Raw genomic sequence first — 17,175 nt, 5'->3', positions numbered from 1 at the left:
TTTCAGGCGGGAGGCTCCCGCATTCAGTTGAAACAAAGAGAACCGTTTCAGGGGGCAAAAGAACCGTAGTGGCATGCCCTAACAGATGCGGGGCAACTGCGCGCCCTCCAGCATACCCAGCAGGCGGCGGCCCCCTATGAGGGTTTGCAGCGCCACCTGTGCCTTGCCTTCCGTTACCGTGCCGATGCGGGCGGCTTCCTTGCCGTAGGGCGAGCGGTGCATGGCCTCAAGGGCAGCTTCTGCGCTGCTTTCGGGCACAATGCAGATGCATTTGCCTTCGTTGGCAAGGTACAGCGGATCCATGCCGAGGAAGGAACAGCCGTTGCGCACGGCTTCGTGAACGGGAACGCTGGCCTCGTCAAGCAGGATGGACACCTGCGACTGCTCGGCGATTTCGTTGAGCGTGGTGGCAAGCCCGCCACGCGTGGGGTCGCGCAGCACGTGCACCTCGCCCACCGTGTTGATGATGTCTTCAATCATGTGGTTCAGCGGGGCGGAGTCCGAGGCTACGTCCGTAAGGAAGGACAGGCCCTCGCGGCTGCCCATGACCGTGAGGCCGTGGTCGCCCATGGCTCCGCTGACTAGCACCACATCGCCGGGCCGGGCATTATGGCCCGAGGGCGAGGGCGAGGCAAACACCTGCCCGATGCCTGTGGTATTGATGAAAATCTTGTCGCAAGCACCGCGCGGCACAACCTTGGTGTCGCCCGTCACAATGCTCACCCCGGCCTCGCGGGCTGCCGCGCCCATGTCGGCCACAACGCGCTCGAGGGTTTCGAGGGGCAGGCCTTCTTCAAGGATAAATCCGCAGCTCAGGTAGCGGGGCCGCGCGCCCAGCATTGCAACGTCGTTGACGGTGCCGTGCACAGCCAGACTGCCGATGCTGCCGCCTGCGAAAAACAGGGGCGTCACCGTGTAGGAATCGGTACTCATGGCCAGCGGGCCGGAAAGATCGGTCAAAAGCGCCGCATCGTCCATGCGTTCCAGCAGGGGATTGGCAAAATGGCGCATGAAGCACTGGGCAATAAGGCGCTGCGAGGCTCTGCCGCCGCTGCCAGCATCAAGAAGAAGGCACTCGTCCATTATCGCTCCGAATATTTAAAGTAGGCCGCGCAACTGCCCTCGGTGGAAACCATACAGGGGCCAACGGGGTTGGCTGGGGTGCAGCGCTTGCCGAAAAGCGGGCAGTCCGGCGGGGTAATGCGCCCCTTGAGCACATCTCCGCAGCGACAGCCGGGCAGGGGGGGGACGTCCGGCAAGGTGAGGTCAAGGCGCTTCATGGCGTCCATGCTCTCATATTCCGGGCGCAGGGCCAGGCCGCTCTGGGGTATGCGGCCTATGCCGCGCCACAGGGCGTCCGCAGGTTGGAAAAACTGTTCCAGCAGGGCGCGGGCGCGGGGGTTGCCCGTGTCGTCCACAGCGCGGGGATAGGCATTGACCACATCGGGCTTGCCGTCGCGCATCTGCTCGGCCATGAGGCAGAGAGCCAGCAGAATGTCGGCGGGCTGGAAGCCGCCCACGATGCCGGGAACATGAAAATCGCGCGCCAGAAAGGCGTAAGGCTCCAGCCCAAGAATGGTGGAAACGTGCCCCGGCAGCAAAAAGGCTTCCACGCCGCACTGGCTGTCTTGAAGCAGGATGCGCAGGGCAGGGGGCACAAGCTTGTGCAGGGAGAGAACGCAAAAGTTGTTCAGCCCGCGCTGCTGGGCGGTGAGCAGGGTGGCGGCCACGGTGGGGGCGGTGGTTTCAAAACCAATGCCCAGAAAAACCACTGTATCGCCGGGGTTGGCCGCCGCAAGGGTCAGAGCGTCCAGCGGCGAATAGACAATTTCAACCCGTGCGCCTTGGGCCTGAGCGTGTTTGAGGCTGCGTCCACCGGGGCCGGGCACGCGCAACAGATCGCCAAAAGTGGCTATGATGACGCGGTCACGGCCCGCAAGCTCAAGAAAGGCGGCAACTTCCGCATCGTGCGTGACGCATACGGGGCAGCCGGGGCCGGAAAGGTGCGTTACCGACTTGGGCAGGAGCGAGCGCAGGCCGCTCTGGAAGATGGCAACTGTATGGGTGCCGCACACTTCCATGAAGCGCATTGTGCGACCATCAAGGGCGCGGTTAAGGCGATCAAGAAGGCTGTGGCACAGTTGCGGATTCTGAAAGGCGGTTTCCAGTTGCATGGGCATTCCTTTTTTGCGGCCCGCAGGGGATCGGCGGGCAAAACTCTGGCGGCATTCTCCGGGGCAAAGGCTCGGCCATTACTGGCGGTTCCGGCAAGGAGAAAGGCTTTTTACCTGCTGCACACGCGCTGTATCCAGCAGGAATAAAAGCCTTTCTGCCGAGCCTTGAATGTAAAATGGTTGTGTGTATCAGGTCCATGATATGTTAACAATATGAGAAATTTTGTTCCCTGCCAAGGAAGTAAGCCTTTTTATGGAGAGAGTGTACTGCTTCGGTACTCGACCGGAATAAAAAGGCTTCCTGACGCAGGCAGGGGGCAACAGGGCCATATTGTTAATATATCATTAGGCCAGCGGGGCCAAAGTATTGAGGCCTGTTTCTACCGGCAGCCCGCACATGAGGTTGGCGTTGGCCATGGCCTGGCCGGATGCGCCCCTGCACAGGTTGTCGATGGCAGAAACGATGATGAGCCGCCCCGTACGGGGGTCTACCACAAGACCCAGGTCGCAGAACATGCTGCCGCGCACAAAACGCGTTTCCGGCAGCGCACCCTTGGGCAGAATGCGAACCCACGGGCTGTGTTCCCACGTGCGGGTAAAGGCCTCGCGCACTTCGTCCAAGCTTGTGGCGGGGTTTTTGAGCTTGGTATAGATGGTGGACAAAATGCCCCTGTTGGTGGGCAAAATGTGCGTGTTGAACGAAACCCGCATGTCGTGGCCCGCCAGCAGGCTGAGTTCCTGCTCGATTTCCGGCGTATGCCGGTGCGTGGGCAGACCGTAGGCACGGAAATTGTCGGAAATCTCGCAGAACAGCGTAGGCACTGCTGCCTTGCGGCCAGCGCCCGTGGCCCCGGATTTGGCGTCCACTACAATGTCATCGGTATGCACGAGGTCATTCTTGATGGCGGCGTACAGGCCCAGTATCACCGAGGTGGGGTAGCAACCTGGGTTGGCGATAAGTTTCGCACCCGCGATTTCAGCCGCATATAGTTCGGGCAGGCCGTACACGGCCTTGTGCAGCAGATCAGTGCATACGTGCTCGCGCTTGTACCATGTGGCATATGTTTCTGGGTCGCGCAGGCGAAAATCCGCCGAGAGGTCAACAACTTTCACCCCGGCGCGCAGCAGCATTTCAGCCATGTCCATGGCTGTGCCTGCGGGCACGGCAAGAAAGACCACATCGCACTGACGGGCGGCTTCCTGCGGGTCAAATACGCTGATGACCACATCCGCGCCGGGCATGTGGTTCAGAAAAGGATAGAAATCCCCCAGCCGTTTGCCGGATTCCGCCCGCGAACAGGCCATGGCAAGCCGCATGGAAGGATGGCTTACGAGAAGCCGCGTCAGTTCCATGCCCGCGTAGCCGGTAATGCCCACCAGACCCACATTGATTGTCTTCATGCCGCCGATCCTTTGGAAACTATGGTCGATAGTAGTGACGAAGCCGCGCCGCGCAGACGGCAGATTGCCGCTGGCCGTGCCGCACCGCAGAGCCTTAAGCTTTTTTTGACTGGCAGGCGCAGTCCGGGCCGCACTTCATCACGAACTTCATGCGCAGCTCGTAGAGGATGCTCTCCAGCAGCTTTCGCTCCTGTTCTTCCAGTCCATTTTCAGTTTTGGCGCGCAGCATTTCCAGTACATCAATGCTGTGCTTTGCCAGCGGCAGGTTTGTTTCCGTACCGCCGGTTTCGGGATTGGGCACCTCGCCCAGATGCACCAATGCCGATGACGCCAGCGAAATGATAAAGGTCGAAAACGTCACTTCCGGCATGGGGCCATCGGCCTTGCAGCCGCAGTTATTGTCACTCATGGCGACCTCGTGGCACGTAAACGGTTACGGTAACTGCAATTTGCGCCAAATGCCTGCGTCCAACATACAAGCTTTTACCGCCAGCGCAAGGGCTTGCGCCCTAGCTGTGGATCAGCGGCAGCGGCTCGCCTGGTTTGCCCGCCAGGGCCATGCGATAAGCTGCCAGCGCTTCTTCAAGATAGTCACGCGAGCCGCAGTGTCCACCCGCTTCAATGATGCCCCGGTTAAGGGCATGCAGCCCGGCCACCAGATCGGCCCAGTCCACCCAGCCCATATGGCCTATGCGCACCATGCGGCCCTTCATGTGATCCTGACCGCCAGCCATGCACACTCCGTAGTTGTCCATGGCGATGCGCAGCACCTCGGCGCCGTCAACGCCCGCAGGCAGCATGACGCTGGTGATGCCCCAGGCAAAGTGGGTTTTGGCGTAAAGCTCAAGGCCCATGGCGGCAACGCCTGCACGGGCCAGCATGGTCAGCGCCCACTGCTTGGCGTAAATGGCTTCAAGACCGTTTTCCAGCAGCATTTCAAGACTTTCGTCCAGGCCGACCACAAGGTTCACCGCAGAGGTGAACAATGTTTGCCCCTGAGCGATCTTGGCTCGTTCCTTGGGCAGGTTGAAATAGAAGCAGCCGGGCGTGACGCTTTCGGCCCTTTTCCATGCGCGGGGCGAGAGCGCCAGCAGCGCAAGGCCGGGGGGCAGCATGAGGCCTTTTTGCGAGCCGGTGACAAGGCAGTCAATACCCCACTGATCCATGGGGCAGGGCGCGAGGCTCACGGCAGAGATGCCGTCCACCAGCAGCAGAGTGTCGGTATCGCGGGTGATGCGCGCCACTGCTTCCACAGGGTGCAGTACGCCGGTGGAGGTTTCGGAGTGCTGGATAAGCACCGCCGCGATGCCCGGATCGGCCTTGAGGGCCGTTGCAACGGCCTGCGGGTCAACGGCTTCGCCCCACGGCACTTCAAGTGTGGTGACTTCAAGCCCGCGCGAAACCGCGATCTCGCGCCAGCGCTGACCAAACTTGCCGCCCTCGACCACCAGTACCCGCTGGCCGGGGGTAAACAGACTGTACACCGCCGCCGTCATGGCGCCTGTGCCGGAACAGGAAAGGGGCAGAACCACATCTGCGGTGCCGAACAGCACGCGCAGGCGCTCCTGAACCCGGCCCATCACGGCCTTGAATTCGCTTTTGCGGTGGTGGATCATGTCTTTGGCAAGCACAAGACGTACGCGCTCCGGCAGAGGCGTGGGGCCAGGGGTGAGCAGGCGGACTTTGTTCAGCATGTCAAATCCTTCTAGTTACGCGCCCACTTGGGCGATAAAGCACTTCAGATAGGCCGTTTCGGGCATGGCGGCGTGGATGGGATGATCCGGCCCCTGGCCCCCGGCAAAAAGAATACGGGCATGCAGTTTGCGCTTGGCGGCGGCCTGCGTCAAGCAAGCGCGCAAAGACTGCGTTTCAAGATGGTGCGAACAGGACGAGGTTGCAAGTATGCCCCCCGGCGCCAGCAGTTGCACGGCCAGATCATTGGCCTGCTTATAGGCCGCCAGGCCAAGGGCCGCGTCCTTGCGGCGCTTGATGAAGGCCGGGGGATCAAGGCTGATGGCCTGAAAGCGGCGGCCCTCGTCGCGCATCTGGCGCAGCAGGTCAAAGGCGTCGCCGCACAGGGTTTGGGCTTCGCAGCCGGGGGCGTTGGCTCGGGCGTTTTCTTCCGCAAAGGCGAGCGCCAGGGCCGAGGCGTCCACAAAGGTGACGGAGCGCGCCCCCGCAGCTGCTGCGGTAACGCCGAACCCGCCAACATAGCTGAAAATATCCAGCACGTCGGCATCCTTGGCATAGCGCGCCAGTTCCGCCCTGTTGGGGCGCTGGTCGTAAAACCAGCCGGTTTTCTGGCCTGTGGCGCAGGGCGCGAAAAAGCGGCAGCCGTTTTCCGGCACTTCCAGCCTTTCGGGCAACAGGCCTTCGCTCTCTTGCTCGCGGGAGAGGTTTTCAAGCCCGCGCGCGGCAAGGTCGTTGGCCCAGAGAATGGACGTGGGGCGCAGCAGCGTGTGCAGGGCAGCTGTGAGCGCCTCACGCCTTTGTTCCATGCCCGCAGTGGTGACCTGTACGGTCAGGTGGTCGCCGTAACGGTCAATGACCAGACCGGGCAAAAAATCGCCCTCGCCGTGGCAAAGCCTGTACCAGGGGCCGGGATAGAGGCGCTGGCGCAGGGCCAGTGCCGATTCCAGCCTTTGGGTCAGCAGGGCTTCGTCCAGTTCCACATCGGGCTTGCGGCTGTGCAGGCGGGCGCAGATAAGCGAAGCCGAGTTGACGCACACGCTGCCAAGGGGCGCGCCGCGCCAGTCGCACAGTGTCGCGGATTCACCGGGGGCAAAGTCGGTGAGCGGGCTTTGTTTTACGTCCACCTCATTGGCGAAAATCCAGAGATGCCCGGCGCGCAGACGCCGATCTTCATTTTTTTTGAGACAGAGTTTGCGCATATGTTACTTTCCCGCTGCTTCGGCGGGGGCGGATTTTTGGGAGGTTTGCGCCGCAAGGGCGTTGATCTGTTCTTCCAGCGTTTTCTGACCGGCGACAGAGGAGCATGTAAACAGCGCGCCGGGGTCGTTCAGAGCAGCCAGTATTTGCAGAATACCTATACGCTGGCCCTTGGCGCTGGCGGCTTCAAGCTGACCGGGGCGTTGCACAAAGGTCAGCAGGGCCTGACGTATGGCGTTGTTCTGCTGGGTGGGGGCAAGATCCAGCCCCTTGTCCAGAGTCTGGTGCAGCGCCGTGGCCGCCGCGCGCCCGTCGTGGGAAAGATTGAGCCCAACCCAGGCCAGCGCGCCGTGATCCTTCACGGCGAGGTGCAGATCGCTGAAGCTTTGCATCAGCAGGGCCTGTTCGCTGGTGCTGATGATTCCGGCATCGTACAGGGTGAACGAGCAGTCCACGTCCGCGAGGCCTTCGGCCTTGATGGACATTGTTTTTTTGTGCGAAGCGGTGCTCAGACCAAGGCTTTCAAAGGTCATGCTGGCCTTGAGCGCCGGCATGGCAAGGCCGGAAGCATCCTCAAGCAGGCTTTTGGAGGCCGCAAGGTCGCGGATAAAGCTGGTTGTGTGGCGCGGCGAGTTGGAAAGCCAGTCAAAACCCACGCTGCCAACAGTCACGCTGCCGTTTTCCACAGCAAAGGTCATGCCCGAGGCGCGCACCTGCCGCACAAGGGGCGGGTCAGCAGCCAGAATTTCTTCCACAACCGGGCCAAGGGCCTTAACTGCTGCGTCCATGTCGTTTTCGCTCATGGCGGCTGCGTCCATAAGGCGGTGCAGCAGGCCCAGCTCCGGCAGGGTGAGGCCGTTGGCTTCAAAGCTCGCCATGCGCATGCTCTCGTGCCCATCAAGGCGGCTCTGCATGTCTTCAATGCGCATATGCTCGACTGATGCGCCGTCCCATCCCTTGATCAGCGATTCTTTAATGGTCAGCTGGGCCAGACCTTCCTTGCCGGGAAGGCTGACGCTCAGAAAAAAGCTGTGCGCCTTGTCTGCGCCCATGAGGTAGGTGGCGGCCAGCGCGTCAATGGGTGCTCCGTCAAGAAAACGCCCCACCAGTTCACTCTGACTGCGCAGTTCGTCAATTTCTTCGCGCTGCACCGAGCCTCGGGCCTCGGGCGTGCGCAGGGCCAGATTGCGCAGCACGATGTTTTCGGCCACGGGCATCATGCCCACATCCTTCAGCACCATGGGCCGCAAAGGGGTGTAGGCCAGCAGCATGCGCATGGGAATGCGGAGCGAAACCTCCGCCACTTCATACGCAAGTGGCCCCTGGGGAGTTTCGCCGCGCAGGCGCAGGCCGTACAGGGTCAGGGTGCGCGACAAGGGCGAAAATTCCACCCTGTCCACTGCGGCCTGCGTGGATATGCCGTCGCCGGAGATCCCGATGCTCTGGATGCCCCTCTGCACCTGCCCCTCCACCAGAGGGCTCAGGCCGAAAAACAGACCCAGAAAACCCGCCGCGATCAGAATAACCACGGCGGCTGGCAAATATGCTTTTTTCATTCAGGTTTCTCCAGCTTCAAAACTTCAGCGGCAAAATTTCAAGTGCGGGCTTGCGCCGCGCACCGCAGGTATTCAGCCGATTTTGCTAAAATGTGTTCGGCAAGGGCCGTGGCCCACATGCACTTTAATCCACCCGGTGGTGGCAGCCAATACTTACCTTGTTGCGCAACGCGGCCTGCGTGATGATGTACGAGGTCTGCGAGCCGTGGAAAAGATCCACCAGTCGCCGCGATATACGCGTGCGCTTGTAAAAGTCGTGGATATGCCGCACAAGGTCGCGCATGTCTTCGAAGGCGCGGCGCAGGCGCGCCTCTGTCCGGGCAATGCCCACGTAATTCCACATGGTATTGCGGATGTTTGCCCAGTCCTGAGCCACAAGGGCCGGGTCGTCCCTGCGCTCATCGCCTTCGTGTTTCCAGTCTGGGATGGCGGCGGCAAGGGCCTTGGGCAGGCCGCTTTCGGCCACCACGCGGTGGGACAGATCCTTGCCGCTGCTCACGCCCCATACCAATGCCTCAAGCAGGGAGGTGCTGGCAAGACGGTTGGCCCCGTGCAGGCCGGTGCAGGCGCATTCTCCGATGGCGTATAGCCCGTGCAGCGAGGTGCGTCCATGCACATCGGTGAGTACGCCGCCGCAGAAATAGTGGGCCGCAGGCACCACGGGGATGGGCTCCTTGAGAATGTCGATGCCGGCCTCGCGGCATTTTTCGTATACGGTAGGAAAGCGCGTGGGCACGTCCTGCTCCACGCCGCTCACATCCAGATACAGGCAGGGCGCGCCGGTGTGCAGCATTTCGTCCATCATGGCCTGGGCCACCACGTCACGCGGGGCCAGGTCGCCCCTGGGGTCGTGGTCGAGCATGAAGGCGCGGCCCTTGCTGTCAAGCAGGCGCGCGCCCTCGCCGCGCATGGCCTCGGTAATGAGCGAGCGGCGGTTGCTGCGTTCTTCGTACAGCGCGGTTGGGTGGAACTGCATGAACTCGAGGTTGGCAAGATCAACGCCAGCGCGAAAGGCCATGGACATACCCGTGCCCACGCAGCCGGGCGCGTTGGTGGAGTGCAGGAAGACCTGCCCCACGCCGCCGGTGGCAAGCACAGTCCAGTCCGCGAGGATGGTTTCCGTTTCGCCGGTTTCTTCATTGAGCACGTACGCGCCAAGGCAGCGGTTGCGCACCTCGTAGCGGTACTGCGAGGCCTTGGCGTGGTGGTGGCTGGTCAGAAGGTCGATGGCGGCGCGGCGGTGCAGCCGTGTGATGCGCGGATGCGCCAGCACCTGGGCGGTGAGGCCCTCCATGATGGCCCTGCCCGAAAAGTCGGCGCAGTGCAGAATACGCTGGGTGGAATGCCCGCCCTCGCGCGTGAGGTTGAACGTGCCGTCCTCGTTGCGGTCAAAGGGCACCTGGGCGCGCTTGATGAGCACCTCATCCACGCACTGCGGGCCTTGCGCGCACAGAAAACTGACGGCCTTGTTGTAATTATAATTGTGCCCTGCAACCAGAATGTCCTTTTCCAGAGCTGGCGCGTCCGAGGGATGTTCTGGCGTGGGATTTGCCTGATAGATGATGCCGCCCTGGGCAAGTTCGGAGTTGCCGTCAGCCAGCCTGTCTCCGGCGTTGAGCAGGAGAACGTCGCAGCCAGAGTCGGCAAGGGTAAGTGCAGCGGTACATCCGGCAACGCCCGAGCCGATGATCAGCACGGGCACATGACGGCGAATAGAATTCACGGCGCAAACCTCAGTTACCGCAAGCTTCAAGCATGCGGGTTAGGGAGAGACGGGCGGGGGGGCAGAGGTTCTCCTCAATGTGCAGAGGCGAAGCTGCTCCGGCGGCTACGCTTTGCAGCGTGGCCAGAAGCTTCTTTTCCGTAACCTTGGCCATGTTGCCGCAAATGGCATGGCCCAGCGGCAGGATGCGGCATTGGCCCGCATGGCGTTCAGCCAGACGGTACACAAGGTTGTTCTCCGTGCCGACAATCAGGGTCGTGCCCGGTTCTTCGGCGGCTACGCGGGCCGCCTCCTTGATGAGATATGACGTGGAGCCTGCGCCATCGCAGGCTTCAATGACTTCCTGCCTGCATTCGGGGTGGGCGATGACGCGGCAGCCGGGGTATTCGGCGCGGATGGCCTCCACATCATCGGGTTCAAAACGCGCGTGGATGGCGCAACAGCCGGGCCAGAGCAGCAGCTTGCGGTCAAGGGGCTGGGTTTCTGGCTGTACCAGCCCCGCAGCGCCCACGCGCAGCACATGGCGTTCGTCCTGGCTGATGCCCAGAGTTTCGGCGGTATTGTTGCCCAAATGCCTGTCGGGCAGAAAGAGCACGCCATCGCCCTGATCCAGCGCCCAGCGCAGCATGATCCTGGCATTGGCAGATGTGCAGACCGCGCCGCCAAATTCGCCCACCACGGCCTTAAGGGCCAGATCTGTGTTGACATAAGCCAGCGGAATGATCTTGCGGCCTGTGGCTGCGAGCTGCTCCAGCACCTTGCGGGCCAGGGGGGCCGGGGTCATGCGCGACATGAGGCAGTCTGCGTCCAGACTGGGCAGATGCACGCTCTGGCCGGGCTTTGCCAGCAGGGCGGCGGATTCACCCATAAAATAGACGCCGCAAAAAACAATGTGGGCCGCGTCAATGCCGGGAACGCGGCGGGCCAGCTCCAGCGAATCGCCGGTGATGTCGCAGTGGCGCACCACGTTGTCGTTCTGGTAGTGGTGCCCCATTATACACAGATTCGCGCCGAGCTGTTTTTTCAGGGATGCGATTGCAGCGCTTGTGTCTTGCATGTCAGGTTCCTCAGCAGGCAGTATGAAAAAAGAAGTGGCAAATGCGGAAATTTGTTCCGGTGATGTCACTGTGTTGTCGCAATGTCGCCGTATGGTTGCCGCCGTGGGTCAGCGTGTTGTTTCCAAGGCTGGCGGTTTGCGGTGTGCGGAAGTATGGCAGCAGAACGCGGGCATGGCTGTTGCTGCGGCTACACTGCCAGCAGGGTCATGCTGAAATCTGCCGACACTGCGGAATGGGTCAGACGCCCCACAGAAATAAAATCGGGCCTGCGCGGCTCGGTGAGCGCAAGGGAGCGGATGGTATCCAGCCGCACGCCGCCGCTCACTTCGGTTTCGATGGAGCGGGGCACAAGGGCGAGAGCCTCGGAAAGGCGCTGGCCGTCCATGTTGTCCATCATGATGCGGTCAGCCTTGGCGGCTACTGCTTCGTACACGTGGTCAAGGGTGCGGCACTCCACCTCGATGGGCGGGCAGGGCGCGTACTGCGCCCGCAGTTTGGCAACCGCCGCCGTGATGGAGCCAGCGGCATCAATGTGGTTGTCTTTGAGCATGAGCATTTCTGTCAGGTTTTTGCGGTGGTTGTGCCCACCGCCAGCCTGAACGGCGTATTTTTCGACCCAGCGCAGACCCGGAGTGGTTTTGCGGGTATCGAGCAGATGTACGCCAGTGCCTTCCAGTTCACGCACGTAGCGGGCGGTGAGGTTGGCAATGCCCGAAAGATGGGTGATGAAGTTCAGAATGACGCGTTCGGCCTTGAGCATGGCCGTGGCTGGGGCCGTGATATGCGCAACCTCTGTCATGGAGGGCACGGCGGCGGCTTCCCTGACCAGCGCGCGCCATGTGAACGGCGCGCCGAGGCTTTTGAAAACAGCGCCGATAATCGGCAGGCCCACAACCAGGGTGTCTTCCTTGGCGCGGATAACGGCGTTCATGGAGGATTCTGGAGCGAAAAGCCCCAGAGCGGTCATTTCAGGGCCGTCTTCCTCAAGAGCGAGATCGATGGATTTTTGGAGTAGCCGCTGACCTTCGGGAGAGAAAAATGCGGCCCAGGGCGTGAACATTGCGCTTGTCCCCATTTCTTGCACGTGCTAAGTGGAAACTCGCCCGTCAGGGCGCGCTCCGCACACGCTGCAAGACTGTAAATATGGCCCGATTGCGGCGGTTGCCCAATACGGGTGTGGTGTAATAGATAGAATGCCCCGTGTTTCGCGTCAAGCTGCCGGGACTTCATGAGTTTTTTCACAAGCATGACGTGCTGGTGACAATCACACGTTTTTTGCTTAACAGTCGGCAGTGTTTTGCGGCTGGCTGTCGGGGATCGTAAAAAATTGCCCCGGATTGCCGTGCCGCCCATCGTGTGCGGTTTTGGAGGCTGCCATCGGCTGTTGCCCGTGGCGGAGCTTTGCCGCTCCTTGTTGCAGGGTTGCGCCTTGGGCGCGACCATTCCACTTTGGCTACAGACTGGATTAAAGGCGCGCCATGGCAGATCAGCACAACGACAAATTCCGTACCGATCCTGCGGAACAGCCCGGCAGCGCGCAGCCCACTGTAGTACCTCCCCATCCTTCATCTGAAAAAGACACCCTGCCCACGGGCGCGGCCTCTCTGCTGACTGCGGAGCGGCCCGATGCCCATGATCAAGATTTTGCCGCAGAATACGCCGATGCCGAATTCGTGCATCCGGCTGACATGGCGGACCATCTGGAGAATTTGAGTCTCGAAAAGCAGGTCAGCACCCTGAGTCGCATGTCCAAGGAGGACGCCGCCGAGGCGCTGGCCGAACTGGACGAGAACATGGCCGTGGACGTGCTGGAAAATCTGGACGACGACGTAGCCGCCCAGATTATCGCCGAGATGTCGCCTGACGACGCCGCCGACGTGCTGGACGAACTGGACGAGGATCACCGCGACGCCCTGCTGGAAAAGCTTGACCGCGAAGATTCGGAAGAATTGCGCAACCTGCTCAATTTTGACCCGGATTCTGCGGGCGGTGTCATGAACACCGAGCTTATTCTGCTGGAAAAGAATTTCACGGCAGACGAAGCTATCGCCCATATCCGCAGCGAAATGGAAGACAAGGAAAGCCCCTACTACGCCTATGTGGTGGACGAACATCAGGTACTTGTGGGCGTGCTTTCTCTGCGCGACCTCATGCTGGCGCGTCCCGGCACCATCGTGGGCGACGCGGTTTCGGGACAGAGCGTTGTCAGCGTCACCTACGATACGGACGAGCGCGAAGTGGCAAGCCTGCTCTCGCACTACAATTTTATGGCTATGCCCGTTGTGGACAACGAGGGGCATATCCTCGGCGTGGTCACCTATGACGACATCATGGACATCATGCACGAAGAAGCCAGCGCCGACATGCTGGGCATGGTGGGCGCCGACCCGGAAGAAAGCGTGGATACCCCCTGGCTTGAGAGTGTGCGCAAGCGCCTGCCCTGGCTGTTTGTGAACATGATAAATTCCGCCCTCTCGGCCTCTGTGGTCTACATGTTTGAGGGTTCTATCGCCCAGATGGCCGTGCTGGCCGTGCTCATGCCCATGGTGGCCAATCAGGCGGGCAATACGGGGCAGCAGGCTCTGGCGGTGATGATCCGCCAGTTGGCCACAGACCGTTTTGACCAGAAAAAAGCCTGGATGGCTGTGGTGCGCGAGGGCAAGATCGGCATTGTCACTGGCATGGCCATGGCTGTGGTGGCCTTTTTCGCTGCATGGTGGTTCACGGGCCTGCCCATGGTGGGCGGCGTCATGGGCGGGGCGCTCTTGTGCGACATGCTTTTGGGTGCTGTGGCTGGCGGTTCCATCCCGCTTATTTTTCGGGCGCTGGGGCGTGACCCCGCGCAGGCTTCAAGTATTTTTCTCACCACCATCACCGATGGCGCAGGCTTTTTTATCTTTTTGGGCCTGGCCTCTCTGTTCATTTTATAAAAAATTTGTCACCCTTGGTCTGTTTGAGGGATCATGCCCCTGCAACGGCGCGGCTGTTACAGGGCAACCTTGCGTTGCTCCGTGTGCTGCATCATAGCCGCTGCGGCTTTCTTGCCGCGCGGCCAGGGCATGGAGGCCTTCCGGCTTTGTCCCCCATTGCCGGATTAGACGCCAACAGCCGCCACAGGGGAAGCGGGCCGAAACATCAGCTGCGAGAGCCGCAAAGCCGTGCCAATGGGTGATATTCCGGGCGAGGTCTGCCGCATTTTGCTGGTGGACGATCACAAGCTGCTTATGGAGGGCGTGCGCAGTCTGCTCGCGCCTTACGGGCATCTGCGCGTTGTGGGCATGGCCCAGAACGGAGGCGAGGCTGTGGCTCTGGCGGCATCCCTGCAACCGCATTTGCTGGTGCTTGACCTTGGCATGCCCGGCATGAACGGTCTTGAAACAGGGCGCGCCGTGCTTGAGGTGCGGCCCCAGACGCGTATTTTGGTCTATACCGGGCATGAAGATCAGCGCTGGCTGCCGGAGCTTATTGATCTGGGCATTATGGGGCATGTGCGCAAGTCTGAATCGCCCGGTGTGCTGCTGCGCGCCATTGAAAGTGTGCGCGCGGGCGAGATTTATCTGAGTTTTTCTGATCCGGGCGGCCGTGTGGCGGCCATGCTGCGGCAGCGGCGCGAGGCTGCCGATACGGCGAATGCCGATGCCGGGGCTGATCTGGGGGCGCTTTCGCCCCGCGAGAAAGAGATTTTTCGTTTGCTCGCTGACGGCATGAGCGTCAAGAGCATAGCCGCAGAACTGTATATCAGCCCCAAGACGGTGGAAACCCACAAGTACAATCTGCTTACCAAGTTGCAGGCCGGGTCTGTGGGGGATTTGGTCAAGATTGCCATCCGGCACGGTCTTGTGAAGGTGTAGCGGAACGGCAGAAAGCAAAAAAGAAGGCCAGAAAGCAGGAATGCGGCAGTCCTGGGTGGGGGAGAGAGCCTGTCAGGCTGATTTACGCAAACCCGTCTTTTCCGCCCTGAATGCGTCAGCGCCGGAATTTTGATGCTCACGTACTTGAGTACGCTGCGCTCAAAATCCCGGCGCTTCCTTTTCAGACCGCAAAAACCGTATTTTGCAAATTCGCCCAACACCAGCCGTCGCCTTCGCATTCGCTCCGGCGAGTTTAAGGAAGGCAACACAACGACCAGCTTTTGATGGCGGGGCGGAGGGAGTCAGAAAAGGCAAGAAAAGCAGAAAAGCTGGGAGAAAAAGGCAAAAGTAGGGGGAGAGTTTTTGCGGGATGGGTGAGCCTGTCAGGCTGATTTACGCAAACCCGGCTTTTACACCCTGAATGCGTCAGCGCCGGAATTTTGATGCTCACGTACTTGAGTACGCTGCGCTCAAAATCCCGGCGCTTCCTTTTCAGACCGCAAAAACCGTATTTTGCAAATTCGCCCAACACCAGCCATCGCCTTCGCATTCGCTCCGGCGAGTATAAGGAAAGCAACTCCACGACCAGCTCCTGGTGGTGAATATATTTTTTGACTCGCAAATTTCCTGTCTGGTCATGGCTGAACGGGAATTGGTGTCGTTACAAGTAACTTGTGGTGATTTTAGAATGTTTAGTGTTACTGAGAAAAGTACAAATGCAAACCCGAAACGAGCAATTTAACCAGTGGTACTTGGCTGAATGCGGATATTGATCGAAGCGAAAGCGTCCTCTGGCATTAACGCGGCGCGGAGGGAGATCACCTGAGCGAGCGTGGCGAGCGAGGGAAGCTCCCGCAGCAAGAGACGCGTTGCCCTCGCCACGCTAAGGAAGTTGAAAGCCCTTCTTATGGGGGTGCTTCGGGGGGGATGCAAGGGGGGCCGAGAAGGGGGCGTAGCCCCATAACCGGCCCCGCCTTGCCGCGCGCCGCGCAGGCGTCCCAAGCTTCGCCGGAGGGCGAAATAGAGTGCCCGCAGGGCAGCAAATACTCACAACACCACGCCGGGGAGGCAAAATTGCGCGCCGCGCAGGCGTCCCAAACACCGCCGGGTGGCGGAATCACATGCCCGAAGGGCAGTAAACTGCTTAAGCCCCACGCGGGGAGGCAAACCCCGCGCCCGAAAGACCGCAAATTCCCCGCACGCCAACAGGCTAACTCTCTCCCCCTCCCCTCTGGGGAAATCCCTTAGTCATTTTTTCACAATTCAGGATTCTCCTGATAGTACCCAACCCCTTTCCAAACTACCTTGGGCTAACCGTAAATAAACTTGCGTCGGCAAAAGGCCGCAAGGGGGAAACAATGGCTTTTGATTTCCAAAGAACCTTGAAGAGCGGGGCTGAGAATTCTGTGATGAAGTTCATTCTGCTGCCCGTGGTACTGTGTCTGTGGCTTGCCTGCCCGATGTCGGCGCAGGCCGCTGAGGCCCTTCCGGCTGCTCAGGCCGCAGTAACGGCGCAGGCTGAAAATGCCGCTCCAATCCAGACCCAGTCTTTTGTGGCTGTGGCTGCCGCCGAAACCTCGGTGCAGGCTGCGCCCGCTGAAGCCGCTCCTGCTGCTTCGCAAGCGACTGAAGCGGTGGCCATAGACAACCATCCGTGGTGGTACTGGCCGCTGGCCCTGCTGTTCTTCTGTTTTATCCTTGGTGTGATCGCCGTCATGGCAGGTGTAGGCGGCGGCGTTTTGTTTGTGCCGCTGGTGAGCGGGTTTTTCCCCTTCCACCTCGACTTTGTGCGAGGCGCTGGCCTGTTGGTGGCCCTTGCGGGCGCGCTGGCCGCTGGCCCCGGTCTGTTGCGGCGTAACTTCGCCAACCTGCGTCTGGCTCTGCCTGTGGCGCTGATTGCCTCTGCCTGCGCCATCGTGGGCGCCATGCTCGGCCTGGCGCTGCCGACCCATATCATCCAGACCTGCCTTGGTGCGACCATCCTCGGTATTGCCGTGCTGTTGCTGCTTTCCAAAAATTCCGTGCGTCCGGTAGTGACCAAGCAGGATGCCATCGGTCTTGCGCTCGGCATGAACGGCGTTTTCCTTGAACCCAGCACCGGCGAAGTGGTGGAGTGGAAAACCCACCGCACCCTGGCTGGCCTACTGCTGTTCATCGCCATCGGCATCATGGCGGGCATGTTCGGCCTTGGCGCTGGCTGGGCCAACGTGCCTGTGCTCAACCTGCTCATGGGCGCGCCCCTCAAGGTGGCCGTGGGTACCTCCAAATTCCTGCTTTCCATTACCGACACGTCTGCCGCCTGGGTGTATCTGAACCAGGGTTGCGTTATCCCGCTGATGGCCGTTCCTTCCATCGTTGGCCTCATGCTGGGTTCTGTGGTGGGTGTGCGTCTGCTTGCCAAGGCCAAGCCCAAGTTCATCCGCTACATGGTTATTGGCGTGCTCTTCTTCTCCGGGGCCAAGGCCCTCATGAAGGGCCTCGGCTGGTAATCCGCATCGGATACGCTTGAACTGAAGGGAGAAA

At 60.7% G+C, this 17,175-nt stretch carries 13 protein-coding genes; 3 read left to right on the top strand and 10 right to left on the bottom strand.

Translation table 11 applies throughout. The annotated features are described in order from the left end of the window. Positions 1–78: 78 nt before the first annotated feature. The 10 genes from hypE to nadC all read right to left on the bottom strand — a co-directional run bounded on the left by hypE (position 79) and on the right by nadC (position 11,861). Positions 79–1,083 (bottom strand): hydrogenase expression/formation protein HypE, encoded by a 1,005-nt coding sequence (gene hypE, locus ACUZ79_RS13730; protein ID WP_449251928.1) that lies wholly within the window; start codon positions 1,081–1,083, stop codon positions 79–81. Continuing rightward, positions 1,083–2,174 (bottom strand): hydrogenase formation protein HypD, encoded by a 1,092-nt coding sequence (hypD, locus tag ACUZ79_RS13725; protein WP_449251927.1) that lies wholly within the window; start codon positions 2,172–2,174, stop codon positions 1,083–1,085. Before hypD ends, hypE begins: the two co-directional genes overlap by 1 nt. A 345-nt stretch (positions 2,175–2,519) precedes the next feature. Next, entirely contained in the window at positions 2,520–3,575 is a 1,056-nt protein-coding gene (argC, locus tag ACUZ79_RS13720; RefSeq protein WP_449251926.1) for an N-acetyl-gamma-glutamyl-phosphate reductase, read from the bottom strand. A gap of 94 nt (positions 3,576–3,669) precedes the next feature. Then, the gene (locus tag ACUZ79_RS13715; protein ID WP_240824873.1) at positions 3,670–3,984 is read right to left on the bottom strand and encodes a DUF1844 domain-containing protein; all 315 of its coding nucleotides are present in this window, start codon (positions 3,982–3,984) and stop codon (positions 3,670–3,672) included. Between the two features lie 100 nt (positions 3,985–4,084). After that, positions 4,085–5,269 carry a pyridoxal-phosphate-dependent aminotransferase family protein gene (locus ACUZ79_RS13710; protein WP_240824874.1) on the bottom strand — a complete coding sequence of 395 codons (1,185 nt, stop codon included), beginning with the start codon at positions 5,267–5,269 and terminating at the stop codon, positions 4,085–4,087. Between the two features lie 15 nt (positions 5,270–5,284). Beyond that, a complete protein-coding gene (locus ACUZ79_RS13705; protein ID WP_240824875.1) occupies positions 5,285–6,466 on the bottom strand; it encodes a class I SAM-dependent rRNA methyltransferase in 1,182 nt (393 codons plus the stop codon). Between the two features lie 3 nt (positions 6,467–6,469). Then, entirely contained in the window at positions 6,470–8,020 is a 1,551-nt protein-coding gene (locus ACUZ79_RS13700) for a hypothetical protein (protein ID WP_240824876.1), read from the bottom strand. Positions 8,021–8,144: 124 nt separating this feature from the next. Then, positions 8,145–9,743 (bottom strand): L-aspartate oxidase, encoded by a 1,599-nt coding sequence (nadB, locus tag ACUZ79_RS13695; protein WP_240824877.1) that lies wholly within the window; start codon positions 9,741–9,743, stop codon positions 8,145–8,147. A 10-nt stretch (positions 9,744–9,753) separates the two neighbouring features. Next, positions 9,754–10,800, bottom strand: a complete 1,047-nt coding sequence (nadA, locus tag ACUZ79_RS13690; RefSeq protein WP_227118804.1) for a quinolinate synthase NadA — start codon at positions 10,798–10,800, stop codon at positions 9,754–9,756. A 188-nt stretch (positions 10,801–10,988) separates the two neighbouring features. After that, positions 10,989–11,861, bottom strand: a complete 873-nt coding sequence (gene nadC / locus ACUZ79_RS13685) for a carboxylating nicotinate-nucleotide diphosphorylase (protein WP_240825013.1) — start codon at positions 11,859–11,861, stop codon at positions 10,989–10,991. 418 nt (positions 11,862–12,279) lie between these two features. Between nadC and mgtE the strand changes: the two genes are divergently transcribed. From mgtE to ACUZ79_RS13670, 3 genes are all read left to right on the top strand, one after another. After that, on the top strand, positions 12,280–13,731 hold the full coding sequence (gene mgtE / locus ACUZ79_RS13680) for a magnesium transporter (protein WP_240824880.1): 1,452 nt from the start codon (positions 12,280–12,282) through the stop codon (positions 13,729–13,731). A gap of 234 nt (positions 13,732–13,965) precedes the next feature. After that, positions 13,966–14,652, top strand: a complete 687-nt coding sequence (locus tag ACUZ79_RS13675) for a response regulator (protein WP_240824881.1) — start codon at positions 13,966–13,968, stop codon at positions 14,650–14,652. Between the two features lie 1,358 nt (positions 14,653–16,010). Then, positions 16,011–17,141 (top strand): sulfite exporter TauE/SafE family protein, encoded by a 1,131-nt coding sequence (locus ACUZ79_RS13670; RefSeq protein WP_240824883.1) that lies wholly within the window; start codon positions 16,011–16,013, stop codon positions 17,139–17,141. The last annotated feature ends 34 nt before the right edge of the window (positions 17,142–17,175 follow it).

It is taken from the genome of Desulfovibrio faecalis (genome assembly GCF_053570625.1).
The sequence above is the reverse complement of the archived record's forward strand: the minus strand, read 5'-3'. Positions and strand labels throughout refer to the sequence as shown.

Bases quoted from the DNA above. Each gene is read 5' to 3' on its own strand.
- hypE (WP_449251928.1), bottom strand. From the start codon at position 1,083: ATGGACGAGTGCCTTCTTCTTGATGCTGGCAGCGGCGGCAGAGCCTCG.
- hypD (WP_449251927.1), bottom strand. From the start codon at position 2,174: ATGCAACTGGAAACCGCCTTTCAGAATCCGCAACTGTGCCACAGCCTT.
- argC (WP_449251926.1), bottom strand. From the start codon at position 3,575: ATGAAGACAATCAATGTGGGTCTGGTGGGCATTACCGGCTACGCGGGC.
- ACUZ79_RS13715 (WP_240824873.1), bottom strand. From the start codon at position 3,984: ATGAGTGACAATAACTGCGGCTGCAAGGCCGATGGCCCCATGCCGGAA.
- ACUZ79_RS13710 (WP_240824874.1), bottom strand. From the start codon at position 5,269: ATGCTGAACAAAGTCCGCCTGCTCACCCCTGGCCCCACGCCTCTGCCG.
- ACUZ79_RS13705 (WP_240824875.1), bottom strand. From the start codon at position 6,466: ATGCGCAAACTCTGTCTCAAAAAAAATGAAGATCGGCGTCTGCGCGCC.
- ACUZ79_RS13700 (WP_240824876.1), bottom strand. From the start codon at position 8,020: ATGAAAAAAGCATATTTGCCAGCCGCCGTGGTTATTCTGATCGCGGCG.
- nadA (WP_227118804.1), bottom strand. From the start codon at position 10,800: ATGCAAGACACAAGCGCTGCAATCGCATCCCTGAAAAAACAGCTCGGC.
- nadC (WP_240825013.1), bottom strand. From the start codon at position 11,861: ATGTTCACGCCCTGGGCCGCATTTTTCTCTCCCGAAGGTCAGCGGCTA.
- mgtE (WP_240824880.1), top strand. From the start codon at position 12,280: ATGGCAGATCAGCACAACGACAAATTCCGTACCGATCCTGCGGAACAG.
- ACUZ79_RS13675 (WP_240824881.1), top strand. From the start codon at position 13,966: ATGGGTGATATTCCGGGCGAGGTCTGCCGCATTTTGCTGGTGGACGAT.
- ACUZ79_RS13670 (WP_240824883.1), top strand. From the start codon at position 16,011: ATGGCTTTTGATTTCCAAAGAACCTTGAAGAGCGGGGCTGAGAATTCT.